Source organism: Cryobacterium sp. BB736 (assembly GCF_014980265.1).
Classification (GTDB): domain Bacteria; phylum Actinomycetota; class Actinomycetes; order Actinomycetales; family Microbacteriaceae; genus Terrimesophilobacter.
On the sequence record NZ_JABXWQ010000001.1, the window covers coordinates 884,594 to 896,893 of the forward strand.

Below are 12,300 nucleotides of genomic sequence, written 5' to 3' on the forward strand. Positions count from 1 at the left end.
ACTTCCCCATGGCAGCGAACCCGAAACCAGCAGAGCCTGAATACGGCGCAGATCAGATCCAGGTACTCGAAGGTCTCGAAGCGGTTCGCAAGCGACCGGGTATGTATATCGGCTCGACGGGGCCCCGCGGACTCCACCACCTCGTCTACGAGGTCGTCGACAACTCCGTCGACGAGGCTCTCGCGGGCTACTGCGATCTGATCAGCGTGACCATGCTTGCCGACGGCGGCATCCGGGTCGTCGACAACGGTCGTGGCATCCCCGTCGATCTCAACAAGAGCGAGAACAAGTCGACCGTCGAGGTCGTGATGACCATCCTGCACGCGGGCGGCAAGTTCGGCGGCGGCGGGTATGCGGTCTCCGGAGGTCTGCACGGCGTCGGCATCTCCGTCGTGAACGCGCTATCGGGCAAGCTTCAGGTCGAGGTGCGCCGGCAGGGCCATGTCTGGCGGCAGGAGTTCCGCGACGGGGCTCCGCAGGCTCCGCTCGAAAAGGGCGAGACCACCGACATAACCGGAACGACCATCACGTTCTGGCCCAGCACTGAGACCTTCGAGACGGTCGAATTCGACTACGAGACGCTACGCGCTCGCTTCCAGCAGATGGCGTTCCTGAACAAGGGACTGACGATCACGCTCACCGACGAGCGCGAACCGGAGCCGGTCGAGGTCGAGTACCTCTACGAGAACGGCCTCATCGACTACGTGCACTACCTGAACTCTGGCAAGAAGGTCGACGTCGTCAACGACGAGATCATCGCCTTCGAGCAGGAGGACACGGAGCGGAAGATCTCGATCGAGGTCGCGATGCAGTGGACGACCTCGTACCAGGAGAGCGTGCACACCTATGCGAACACGATCAACACGCACGAGGGCGGCACCCACGAAGAGGGCTTCCGCGCTGCGCTCACGACGCTCGTCAACAAGTACGCCCGCGAGAAGGGGCTGCTCAAGGAGAAGGACGAGAACCTGACCGGCGACGACGTGCGAGAGGGCCTGACCGCTGTCATCTCGGTCAAGCTCGCCGAACCGCAATTCGAGGGGCAGACGAAGACCAAGCTCGGGAACACCGAGGCGAAGAGCTTTGTCCAGCGGATCACCGGCGATCAACTCGGCGACTGGTTCGATCGCAACCCGAACCCGGCGAAGGAGATCATCCGCAAGGCCATCCAGGCGGCGGCGGCACGCATGGCAGCGCGCAAGGCGCGCGAGCAGACCCGGCGCAAGGGCCTGCTCGAGTCCGGCGGCATGCCGGGTAAGCTCCGCGACTGCTCGAGCAAGGATCCTGCGGTCTCCGAAATCTTCATCGTCGAGGGTGACTCCGCAGGCGGTTCGGCCGTGCAGGGTCGCAACCCGGAGACTCAGGCGATCCTGCCGCTGCGGGGCAAGATCCTGAATGTCGAGAAGGCGCGACTCGACAGGGCCCTGGCCAACGCCGAAGTGCAGTCGATGATCACTGCGTTCGGCGCCGGCATCGGGGAGGACTTCGACCCCGAGAAGGCCAGGTATCACAAGATCGTGCTGATGGCGGATGCCGACGTCGACGGTCAGCACATCACCACGCTGCTGCTCACGCTGCTGTTCCGGTACATGAAGCCGCTGATCGAGCTCGGCTACGTGTACCTCGCCCAACCGCCGCTGTACCGACTCAAGTGGAGCAACGCCCCGCACGAGTACGTCTACAGCGACCGCGAACGCGACGCGCTGCTCGAGGCCGGCATGGCCGAGGGCAAGCGCATCCCGAAGGAGAACGGCATCCAGCGCTACAAGGGGCTGGGTGAAATGGACTACAAGGAGCTGTGGGAAACCACCATGGATCCGGACACCCGCACCCTGCTGCAGGTCACGCTCGATGACGCGGTCGCCGCCGATGAGATCTTCACCACCCTGATGGGCGAGGACGTCGAGTCACGGCGCGCCTTCATCCAGCGCAACGCGAAGGATGTCCGCTTCCTGGATATCTAGGGCAGCGGCACAGTTTTCCAGACGAGAGAAATCAGGCAATGACAGACGAGAACACCGGCACCGACGAGGTCTCGGGCACCGACAGGATCGAACAGGTCGACCTGCAGCTCGAGATGCAGCGCAGCTACCTCGACTACGCGATGAGCGTCATCGTTGGGCGCGCGCTGCCCGAGGTTCGTGACGGCTTGAAGCCGGTGCACCGCCGCGTGATCTACGCGATGTTCGACGGCGGCTACCGGCCTGACAAGGCGTTCTCGAAGAGCGCGCGCGTCGTCGGCGAGGTCATGGGCCAGTTCCACCCGCACGGTGACAGCGCCATCTACGACGCGCTGGTCCGCCTGGTGCAGCCGTGGAGCATGCGTTACCCACTCGCGCTCGGCCAGGGCAACTTCGGCTCGGCCGGAAACGACGGGGCGGCCGCACCGCGGTACACCGAGACGAAGATGGCGCCGCTCGCGCTCGAGTTGGTCAGGGATATCGACGAAGACACCGTCGATTTCGGCGACAACTATGACGGCCGCACGCAAGAGCCGCTCGTGCTGCCCGCGCGATTCCCCAACCTGCTTGTCAACGGTTCGGTCGGCATCGCGGTCGGCATGGCCACCAACATCCCTCCGCACAACCTGCGCGAGGTGTCTGCGGGTGCGCTCTGGCACCTGGCGAACCCGGATGCGACGAAGGAAGAGCTCGTCGAGGCGCTCCTTTCCCGTATCAAGGGACCCGACTTCCCGACCGGCGCCCAGATTCTCGGCGTCAAGGGCATCAACGACGCGTACCGCACGGGGCGGGGCTCGATCACAATGCGCGCGGTGGTCAACGTCGAGGAACTGCAGGGACGCACGTGCCTCGTCGTCACAGAGCTCCCGTACCAGGTCAACCCCGACAACCTGGCGCTGAAGATCGCCGAGCTCGTCAAAGACGGACGCATCTCCGGCATCGCCGACATCCGGGACGAGACCTCCGGCCGCACCGGACAGCGCCTGGTTATCGTGCTCAAGCGCGACGCTGTCGCGAAGGTCGTGCTGAACAACCTGTACAAGCACACGCAGCTGCAGGAGAACTTCGGCGCGAACATGCTCGCGATTGTGGACGGCATCCCGCGCACGCTGCCGCTCGACGCATTCATCACCCTGTGGGTGGAACACCAGATCGAGGTGATCGTCCGGCGGACCCAGTTCCGGCTGAAGAAGGCCGAAGCAGAGGCGCACATCCAGCGTGGTTACCTCAAGGCCCTCGACGCGCTCGACGAGGTGATCGCGTTGATCCGCCGCTCGGCCGACGTCGACGCCGCACGTGACGGGCTCAAGGACCTGCTCGACATCGACGACCTGCAGGCGAACGCGATTCTCGCCCTGCAGCTTCGCCGGCTCGCAGCGCTCGAGCGCCAGAAGATCATCGACTACGCCGCGCAGCTCGAACGGGAGATCGCCGAGTACAAGGCGATCCTCGCCGACGAGACCCGCCAGCGGCAGATCGTGAGCGACGAGCTCACCGAGGTCGTCGACAAGTTCGGCGACGACCGCCGCACCGAGATCATGTTCGGCTACGACGGCGACATGAACGTCGAGGACCTGATCCCCGAGGAGGAGATGGTCGTCACGGTCACGCGCGGCGGCTACATCAAGCGCACGCGCAGCGACAACTACCGCAGCCAGCACCGCGGCGGCAAGGGAGTCAAGGGCGCGCAGCTTCGCGGCGAGGACGTCGTCGAGCACATGTTCGTCACGACGACGCACCACTGGCTGCTGTTCTTCACCAACAAGGGCCGTGTCTACCGCGCGAAGGCGTACGAGGTGCAGGAGGCCGGCCGTGACGCGAAGGGCCAGCACGTCGCAAACCTGCTCGCGCTGCAGCCCGATGAGGAGATCGCGCAGGTGCTCGCCATCCGCGACTACGCCGCGGCCAGCTATCTGGTGCTCGCGACGCGAGGCGGCCTGCTGAAGAAGACGCTGCTCACCGAGTACGACACGAACCGCTCGGGCGGCATCATCGCGATCAACCTGCGCGAGGGCGACGAGGTCGTCTCCGCGATGCTGGCGGACGATGACTCGGAGCTGCTGCTCGTGTCCCACAAGGGAATGTCGCTTCGGTTCAGGGCGACCGATGAGGCCCTACGGCCGATGGGACGGTCGACATCCGGTGTCATTGGAATGCACTTCCGCGACGGTGACGAGCTGCTGAGCGCCAACGTCGTCAGCGATGACGGATTCGTGTTCGTCGTCACCGAGGGCGGCTTCGCCAAGCGCACTTCCATCGACCAGTACCGCGTGCAGAACCGTGGTGGTCTCGGTATCAAGGTCGCCAAACTTCAGGACGCTAGAGGCGATCTGGCGGGTGCTCTGATCGTCGACGAAGAGGACGAGGTCTTGGTGGTCCTTGCCAGCGGCAAGGTGGTACGCTCTGCCGTGGCCGAGGTTCCAGCGAAGGGTCGCGACACGATGGGGGTCGTCTTTGCACGCTTTGCAGAGGATGACCGGATCATCGCCATCGCGAAGAACAGCGAGCGAAACCTGGAAGAGCCGGCCACCGAAAGCCACACGGATGAGGACGGACCCGACGTGCCGCCCACCGGGAAAGACGAGGACTGATGAGTAGCATCGCGGAGAAGCTGCAGCGCAAGTCGCAGCGCGCAATGTCGACCAAGCAGGTCCGGCTGAAGCTGGTCTACATCGACTTCTGGTCGGCAGTGAAGCTGTCATTCCTGGTCGCAGTGTGCGGGGCGATCGTGTTCGTGGTCGTCGCGGTGCTGGTGTGGCTCGTTCTCAACACGACCGGCCTATTCACGCAGCTCAGCGGCCTCTTCGGCGACATCCTCGGTGATCCCAACTTCAACCTGCTCACCAGCTTCTCGCTCATGAATGTGCTGTTGTTCTCACTCATCGTCGGCGCGCTGAACATTGTCGTCGGCACCGTGCTCGGTGCGATCGGCGCGACGCTCTACAACCTGAGCGTGCGTCTCACCGGCGGCCTGCTGGTGGGCTTCACCAACAACTAGACGGCCAGGTATCTCAGGGCAACATCGACCAGGTGCACTCGATCGAGGGTTGTCACCGCGTCGAGCGGAAACCATGCAGCCTCATCGGTGCTTCCGCCGATCTCGTTGGTGAGTTCACCGCCTGTGACGTGGGCGCGGTAGACGATCCGGATGGCGTGCAGTGGTCTAGTCGTCGGGTGGCTGCGCTCCTCGGCCGGGATGACGAAAGAGTCGATGCCCAGCACGCCATCGAGTTCCGCGGTGTAGCCGGTCTCCTCGAGGATTTCCCTGCGCGCGCCGTCCGCCGGGTCCTCGCCGGGTTCCAGTCCACCGCCGGGTAGCGTCCACCCGCTGCGGCCGTGCTCGTTCCAGTGAGCGAGCAGCATCCGCTCGTCACGATCGATGATGACGCCGTAGCAGGCAATGCGAGTATCCACCAGCACACAGTACCGGTATGGAATCTGAGTCAATTCCTTTTTCGCTTCGTCGCGTGCCGGTAGATTCGCGAGATGCGTGCAACGGATTCTGCCTCAGGAGATCCCGAATGAACAGCCGGAAGGAGCCGGCCGGCGCGGAAGAGTCGCTGGAGGTTGCACTCGTCGGTGGTGGAACCACCGGCGTGACGAGAGTGGGAGACACCGTCCGTCGGCCAGCCGGCAGTTGGACGCCGGCGGTACACAAACTGCTGGCGCACCTTGCTTCCGCCGGCTTTACGGGCGCCCCGCTCGCTCACGGCCTCGATGAGCTGGGCAGGGAGATCTTGGATTTCGTTCCCGGCGAGGTCGGGCACTACCCGATCCCCGAGTCTTTGCGGGGCGAAAAGGCTCTAGTGTCGGCCGGTGCGCTACTGCGGAACTATCACGACGCCACCGTAGGCTTGGTCGCCGACGGCGCCCATGATCTTGCCGACCTCCAGCTGGAGCCGCAGCCTCCGATCGAGGTTGTATGTCACGGAGACTTCGCTCCGTACAACGTGGTGTTTCGCGATGGGGCAGCGGTCGCGATCATCGACTTCGACTTTGCGCGACTGGGCCCGCGAGCATGGGATCTGGCGTATGCGCTGTATCGATTCGCGCCGCTGTCTAGTTCTCTGGACCCGTCGGATCCGTTGTCCAGTGTCGAGGTTCAGGCGGTGAGGGCGCGCGTATTCCTCGATGCCTACGGGTGCACTCCGAACCAGAGGAGCAGCACGATCGCCACGCTCGTGTCCCGCCTGGAGGCCCTCATCGCCTTGATGCGCACGCGGGCGGGAGCCGGCGATGAGAACTTCGCGCGCCACATCGCGGATGGTCATCTCGCGCTTTATCTGCGCGACATCGACTACATCCGGAGTAACGAGCAGCATTGGCGGGTTGTCGTCGACGAACCGCCGAGCAGATCTGCTGAAGAGGACGGAAAATTGTGGAGCCTAGGGGAATCGAACCCCTGACCTCCTGCTTGCAAAGCAGGCGCTCTACCAATTGAGCTAAGGCCCCGAGTGTGCGTGAAAACGCACGAATGCGTGGGGCTACCAGGACTTGAACCTGGGACCTCTTCGTTATCAGCGAAGCGCTCTAACCGCCTGAGCTATAGCCCCCGAAATGCAGATACGAGACTATCGCACCGGGCGGAACTTTGCGTAATCGCTACAGATCGTCAAGACTCTCGTCTTCGACCTCGTCCGCGACCCACATCTCGTCATCCGCGCGCAGCGTCTGCCACGCCGCATAGGCGATGCCGGCGACGGCGACGACGCCGACCGCGATGAGGATGTACCTCCCCGGTCCGCTCGACTGCTTGTCCACCGAGTTCGCCCGCATCGCAGAAGCGCGCGCCTTCGCCATAGCCTTCTGCACGCGCGGGTCCTTGGACGCCTCGAGGGTTGCCATCATCGCGCCGATGGACCCCGTTACACCGGGCATGAAGTCACGGGCCTTTGCGCCGACCGTCTGACCCATCTGCCGGGCTGTCGCGCGTCCGCTCGCATAGGCGGTGCGTACCCGCGGCGCGAACTCCTCACGACCGAGGTAGCGCGCTTGCTTGCCTGCTTCCAGAGCAACCTTCGACGCGTGATCGAGCACTTCCTTCTGCTCTTCCCACAGCTCGGCGGACTGGCGCTTCAGCCGACGAAGCTCACGTTCGCGCTTCCGTGACATTTCCATCGGGATTCCTCCAAAGGTGGCGACCGGGGATAACGTGACTATCTTTGCACGAGGCTCATGTGCACTAAACCGACGCTGGCTGAACGAACGCTGAGTCACAGGTCCACTGTGGAACAATTGGCAGATGCCTGCACACACTCACGTAGCCACCATGCACACCTCACTCGGCGACATCCGGATCAACCTGCTCGCCAATCACGCGCCGAAGACGGTCCGCAACTTTGTCGGGCTCTCCACCGGCACCATTGAGTGGACCGACCCGGCGACCGGTGACAAGACCAACCGCCCGCTGTACGAGGGTGTCGTCTTCCACCGCATCATCGACGACTTCATGATCCAGGGCGGCGACCCGCTCGGCCAGGGCACCGGCGGACCGGGCTATCAGTTCGACGACGAGATCCACCCGGAGCTGAACTTCAACGAGCCGTACGTCCTCGCGATGGCCAACGCCGGCATCCAGATGGGCCGCGGCACCAACGGATCGCAGTTCTTCATCACCACCGTTCCGACCCCGTGGCTCCAGGGAAAGCACACCATCTTCGGCGTGGTCGCGGATGACGAGTCCAAGGAGACCGTGAAGAAGATCGAGTCGGTCAAGAAGGACGGACGCGACCGCCCGATCGAGCCGGTCGTGCTCAATAGCGTCACCATTGACGAGCTCTAGCGAGCACACGGAGTGACCGACGCCTCCCAGACCGAGGGCAGCTACTGCTACCGGCACCCCGACCGGCAGAGCTTTGTGCTGTGCCAGCGCTGCGGTCGCACGATCTGCGGTGAATGCCAGACTCCGGCTGCGGTCGGCTTCCACTGCCCGGAGTGCATGAAAGAGGCGCGTGCCAGCATGCCCCGCGTGAAGCCTCGAGTGGTGACGGCATTCAGTCGCAGCAGCAACGCGCCCGTCGTCACCTACTCGATCATCGCGTTGTGCGCTCTGGTCTGGGTTGCTCAACTGCTGAGCGGCGGTGCGGTGACCCAGGCGCTGCTGTACTTCCCGCCGTGGACGGCGACCGAGCCGTGGCGGCTCATCACGTCCGCCTTCGTGCACTCGACCTCGCCGTTCCACATCCTGTTCAACATGTGGGCGCTGTGGCTGTTCGGATCGATGCTGGAAAGGATGCTCGGCCGCTGGCGTTTTCTCGCTCTGTACCTGCTGAGCGCGCTGGGCGGATCGGTCGCCGTGCTGTGGCTCTCTCCGCTGACGCCGGTCGTCGGCGCATCCGGAGCGGTGTTCGGCCTGTTCGGCGCTTTCTTCATGATCCAGCGCCGGCTCGGGGGCAACTCGATTCAGCTGATCATCGTGATCGGATTGAACCTGGCGATCGGGTTCATCGTGCCTAACATCTCCTGGCAGGGCCACGTCGGCGGGCTGCTGGTCGGGATCGCGGTGGCTTGGGTGTTTGTGCTGACCCGGTCGCCGAGGAAGCGCAACGCTCAGCTGCTCGGGCTGGGCGCCATCCTGGCGGTGCTCGTCGCTCTCGCCGTGCTCGGCGACATCACCCTGATCAGCCGCGTCCTCGGATAGTTATCCACAGGCTTTCCACACTGGGGATAATTACACCTGTGTAATTGCCCCCGGTTCGGGGGCGGTCAGCGCCAGCGAGTGGTCATGAGGAATCCGACGAAGAGGATTCCGAAACCGACCATGATGTTCCAGTTGCCGAGATCGGCGACCGGCAACACGCCCTGGCTCACGTAGTAGACGATGATCCACGCCAGGCCGATGAGCATCAGGCCGAACATGATCGGCTTGAACCACACCGGGTTCGGGACATCGTCGCCGGAACGGGACTCTTCGGGGCGTGAGGGCTTCGTAGACGTTCTGGCCATGCAGGGAGTCTAGCGGGTCTGTTCTGGCGAACCGCCCGGGCGTAGGGCTGACCCTAGAATTGATCAATGACCGACAGCCGGCCACAGACGCGGCGCCGCGTGCGCGCGCAGCGTAAGAGGCTCAACATTGTCGGAGTGCTGGGTGAGCTGCTCATCACCGCGGGTGTGTTGGTCTTCCTCTTCCTCGGGTGGCAGCTCTGGCTCAATGACTTTGTCGTCGGCGAGCAGCATCGCGACGAAGCGGTCAAGCTGACCGAGTCCTGGGACAACGGTGACGGGTCGGTACCCACACGCGACCGGCCCGAGGTGCCGGAGGACTACGGCGACCCGATCGTGCCTGCCGTCGCCAAGGAGGCCGAGCAGTTCGCCGTCATGTACATTCCGCGCTTCGGCGACGACTGGGTGCGCACCGTCTCGGAAGGCATCAGCCTGAGCAAGGTCCTCAACCGGAACGGTATAGGACGCTACCCGGACACCCAGCTGCCTGGTGAGGTCGGCAACTTCGCGGTGGCCGCGCACCGCACGACCTACGGTGCGCCGTTCAAGCAGATCGCCGAGCTGCAGGTCGGCGACAAGATCTACGTGCGCACCCCGGATGCGTATTACACGTACGTCTACCGCAACACCGAGTACGTCTGGCCGACCGGCGTCGACGTGAAGAACCCACTGCCGCAGCAACCACCGGAGACCCCGACCACCGACCGCATCCTCACGATGACCGCCTGCCATCCGATGTTCTCCGCGGCCGAGCGGATCATCGCCTACGCGGTGCTCGAGTCCTGGCAGCCGGCCGACGCCGGCCCGCCCGCCGAGTTGGAGCCCATACTGAAGGCGGGCGGCTGATGTACGGTGCGCTCTGGCGTGTGCTGCCCGGACCCGTGTGGCTGCGGATCCTCATCCTGATCCTCCTCGTCGCGGCGGTGCTCTACAGTCTCGTCACCTGGGTGTTCCCGTGGGTGAACTCGCTTCTCCCGGTGGAAGAATCGACCGTTGGAGGACCATGACCCACATACTCGTCATCGACAACTACGACAGCTTCGTCTACACGCTGAACGGCTACCTGCAGGAGCTCGGCGCTGAAACGACCGTGTTGCGGAACGACGCGTTCGCTCCGGAGACCGCGGCCGCGCGCATCCGGGACTATGACGGCGTGCTGCTCTCCCCGGGACCTGGTACTCCAGCCGCCGCGGGAGTCTCCATCCCGATCGTGCACGCTGCCCTCGACTCTGGGATGCCGTTGCTTGGCGTCTGCTTGGGACATCAGGCGATCGCTGAGGCGCTCGGTGCCACCGTGACCCACGCCGACGAGCTGATGCACGGCAAGACCTCGCAGGTCACGCACGACGGCAGCGACTTCTACCGAGATGTGCCGCAGCCGTTCACGGCCACGCGGTACCACTCCCTCGCGGTCGTGAATTCGACCGTCCCGGATGACTTGATTGTCACCTCGCGCACCGACGGCGGAGTGATCATGGGCCTACGGCACCGCGCCGCGCCGATGTACGGGGTGCAATTCCACCCCGAGTCGGTGCTCACCGAAGGCGGCTATCAGATGCTCGGCAACTGGCTCGCGGTTGCCGGACTGCCGTCGGCGCGTGAGGCTGCGCGGGGTCGCTCGCCGCTCGTCAACCTCGGCTGAGCCGAAGGTTGTCTAGCTAGCGGATCAGCTGCTGCAGTAGGTGACCGTGATCGCGGAACGCTGCGGGTGAACACCCGGGCTCAACGACTGACCGGTCACCGAGCTGCCTGCACAGGTGCTGTCGGGTCGCGGATCCGGGCTGAGTCCGAGATTGCGCAACTGAGTCAGTGCCTCACCAATCGGCAGACCGACGATGCGCGGCACCTCGATCAGACCATCGGAGACGATCAGGTTCACCGCGGAACCCCTCGGCGCCGCCTCGCCACTCGCGGGACTGCTCCCGATCACCACGCCAGCAACCACCGACGGCGAGTGCTGCTGCGACGTGTTGCCCCACTCCAGACCGACGCTTTGGAGCGCTGCCTTCGCATCCGCCTCGTTCATGTTGACGAGCGACGGGACGGTGGCCATGCTCACGCCCGTCGACACGAAGACCCGAACGACCTGCTCCTTGCCGACCTTCGAGCCGGACTCCGGCGAGATCCGGATGATGAAGCCCTCTTGGACGGTGTCACTTGACTCCCCGTGCCGCTCCGGAACGAGACCCAGCTCGGTCAGGTCGGCCGCACCGCTCTCGTAGCTGGCGCCGACAATGTCGGGCACCTCCACCGAGATGTTGTGTGCGATCTGCGTCGGCTGCAGGTTCGTGACCCAGAACAGCACACCCACCAGAACGACCGCGATCGTGGCGATGCCCGCCCAGATCCAGGCGACCGGCGGGCGCGACTGGGTGCGCACCACTCGGTCGTCGCCGGAATTGGCGAGCTGCCGGATGGTGGCATCCGTACCGGCGGACTGTCGCGGGTTCACACCGAACAGCGCCGCGTTGAAGTCCGTCTGTGGGAGCTTGCGGGCCGGGATCTCACCAGCAGCTGCCGCCTCCAGATCCTCGCGGAACTCGGCGGCGGTCTGGAACCGCTCGAACTTGTCCTTGGCGAGCGAGTGCAACACGATCGCGTCGAGCGCCGGCGACACCTTGGGGTTGAAGCTGCTCGGCTTCGGTGGGGTCTCGCTGATGTGCTGGTAGGCGACGGCGGCCGGCCGATCGCCGTGGAACGGCGGACGTCCGGTGAGCAACTCGAACAACACCACGCCGGTCGAATACAGGTCGGTGCGGGCATCGACGGTCTCGCCACGCGCCTGCTCCGGCGAGAAGTACTGTGCCGTGCCGAGCACCGCGCTCGTGTCGGCCACGGTCGTCGCGCTGTCCGACACCGCACGGGCGATGCCGAAGTCCATGACCTTCACCTGGCCGTTCGGTGTCACCATGATGTTGCCCGGTTTGATGTCGCGGTGCACCAGCAGCGCGCGGTGGCTGTACTCGAGAGCGGTGAGCACACCCGAGATGATGCGCACTGCCTCCCTCGGCTCCAGCGGACCATCGGCGATGATGTCCTTCAGCAGCCGGCCGTCGACATACTCCATGACGATGAACGGCAACTGCGTTTCATGGCCACGCTCGTCTTGCACCGTCTCTTCACCGGCGTCGAACACGCGAACGATCGTGGGATGCGCCATCCGGGCGGCTTTCTGCGCCTCCTCCCGGAACAGCATCCGGAACCGAGGGTCGGTGGCAAGGGATGCTTTGAGCAGCTTGATCGCGACCTGGCGTCCCAGTCGGGTGTCCGTGCCGAGGTGAACCTCGGACATGCCGCCGCGGCCGAGGAGTGCACCAACGTTGTACCTGCCAGCAAGCAGGCGCGTGCCATCAGTCACAGTCACGTGCAGTTCTCCCGGGTGCGAGGGTAATCGGGC

13 protein-coding genes and 2 tRNA genes are annotated in these 12,300 nt (G+C 64.6%); 9 read left to right on the forward strand and 6 right to left on the reverse strand.

The annotated features are described in order from the left end of the window. Positions 1-8 precede the first annotated feature (8 nt). Genes gyrB through IRG63_RS04320 form a run of 3 tightly spaced genes read left to right on the forward strand, consistent with a single transcriptional unit; the run spans position 9 to position 4,959 of the window. Complete coding sequence (gene gyrB / locus IRG63_RS04310; RefSeq protein WP_168625981.1) at positions 9-1,964, forward strand: DNA topoisomerase (ATP-hydrolyzing) subunit B; 1,956 nt, start codon at positions 9-11, stop codon at positions 1,962-1,964. Positions 1,965-2,002: 38 nt separating this feature from the next. Beyond that, entirely contained in the window at positions 2,003-4,552 is a 2,550-nt protein-coding gene (gyrA, locus tag IRG63_RS04315) for a DNA gyrase subunit A (RefSeq protein ID WP_193509315.1), read from the forward strand. Further along, the gene (locus IRG63_RS04320; RefSeq protein ID WP_168625983.1) at positions 4,552-4,959 is read left to right on the forward strand and encodes a DUF3566 domain-containing protein; all 408 of its coding nucleotides are present in this window, start codon (positions 4,552-4,554) and stop codon (positions 4,957-4,959) included. Before gyrA ends, IRG63_RS04320 begins: the two co-directional genes overlap by 1 nt. Here the strand turns inward: IRG63_RS04320 and IRG63_RS04325 are convergent. After that, the gene (locus IRG63_RS04325; RefSeq protein ID WP_193509316.1) at positions 4,956-5,375 is read right to left on the reverse strand and encodes an NUDIX hydrolase; all 420 of its coding nucleotides are present in this window, start codon (positions 5,373-5,375) and stop codon (positions 4,956-4,958) included. The genes IRG63_RS04320 and IRG63_RS04325 overlap by 4 nt on opposite strands. A 107-nt stretch (positions 5,376-5,482) precedes the next feature. Between IRG63_RS04325 and IRG63_RS04330 the strand changes: the two genes are divergently transcribed. Continuing rightward, positions 5,483-6,367, forward strand: coding sequence for a phosphotransferase enzyme family protein (locus IRG63_RS04330; protein WP_193509317.1), 885 nt, complete (start codon positions 5,483-5,485; stop codon positions 6,365-6,367). On the opposite strand, the gene IRG63_RS04335 is transcribed toward IRG63_RS04330, so the two are convergent. The 3 genes from IRG63_RS04335 to IRG63_RS04345 all read right to left on the reverse strand — a co-directional run bounded on the left by IRG63_RS04335 (position 6,341) and on the right by IRG63_RS04345 (position 7,079). Next, positions 6,341-6,413, reverse strand: a tRNA-Ala gene (locus tag IRG63_RS04335). The genes IRG63_RS04330 and IRG63_RS04335 overlap by 27 nt on opposite strands. Before the next feature lie 27 nt (positions 6,414-6,440). Further along, positions 6,441-6,514: transfer RNA gene (locus IRG63_RS04340), tRNA-Ile, on the reverse strand. Positions 6,515-6,563: 49 nt separating this feature from the next. After that, entirely contained in the window at positions 6,564-7,079 is a 516-nt protein-coding gene (locus IRG63_RS04345; protein WP_168625985.1) for a hypothetical protein, read from the reverse strand. Positions 7,080-7,203: 124 nt separating this feature from the next. On the opposite strand from IRG63_RS04345, the gene IRG63_RS04350 reads away from it, so the two are divergent. Both IRG63_RS04350 and IRG63_RS04355 read left to right on the forward strand, forming a co-directional pair. Continuing rightward, a complete protein-coding gene (locus IRG63_RS04350) occupies positions 7,204-7,743 on the forward strand; it encodes a peptidylprolyl isomerase (protein WP_168625986.1) in 540 nt (179 codons plus the stop codon). A 12-nt stretch (positions 7,744-7,755) separates the two neighbouring features. Beyond that, entirely contained in the window at positions 7,756-8,601 is an 846-nt protein-coding gene (locus tag IRG63_RS04355; RefSeq protein ID WP_193509318.1) for a rhomboid family intramembrane serine protease, read from the forward strand. Between the two features lie 65 nt (positions 8,602-8,666). On the opposite strand, the gene IRG63_RS04360 is transcribed toward IRG63_RS04355, so the two are convergent. Beyond that, positions 8,667-8,906, reverse strand: coding sequence for a cell division protein CrgA (locus IRG63_RS04360; protein WP_168625988.1), 240 nt, complete (start codon positions 8,904-8,906; stop codon positions 8,667-8,669). A 66-nt stretch (positions 8,907-8,972) separates the two neighbouring features. Between IRG63_RS04360 and IRG63_RS04365 the strand changes: the two genes are divergently transcribed. Genes IRG63_RS04365 through IRG63_RS04375 form a run of 3 tightly spaced genes read left to right on the forward strand, consistent with a single transcriptional unit; the run spans position 8,973 to position 10,545 of the window. Then, complete coding sequence (locus IRG63_RS04365) at positions 8,973-9,749, forward strand: class E sortase (RefSeq protein ID WP_168625989.1); 777 nt, start codon at positions 8,973-8,975, stop codon at positions 9,747-9,749. Then, on the forward strand, positions 9,749-9,910 hold the full coding sequence (locus tag IRG63_RS04370) for a hypothetical protein (protein WP_168625990.1): 162 nt from the start codon (positions 9,749-9,751) through the stop codon (positions 9,908-9,910). Before IRG63_RS04365 ends, IRG63_RS04370 begins: the two co-directional genes overlap by 1 nt. Beyond that, on the forward strand, positions 9,907-10,545 hold the full coding sequence (locus IRG63_RS04375) for an aminodeoxychorismate/anthranilate synthase component II (RefSeq protein WP_193509319.1): 639 nt from the start codon (positions 9,907-9,909) through the stop codon (positions 10,543-10,545). The genes IRG63_RS04370 and IRG63_RS04375 overlap by 4 nt, the downstream gene beginning before the upstream one ends. Positions 10,546-10,569: 24 nt before the next feature. On the opposite strand, the gene pknB is transcribed toward IRG63_RS04375, so the two are convergent. Next, positions 10,570-12,267: a Stk1 family PASTA domain-containing Ser/Thr kinase gene (pknB, locus tag IRG63_RS04380; RefSeq protein ID WP_370566174.1), complete on the reverse strand. Its 1,698-nt coding sequence runs from the start codon at positions 12,265-12,267 to the stop codon at positions 10,570-10,572. Between the last annotated feature and the right edge of the window lie 33 nt (positions 12,268-12,300).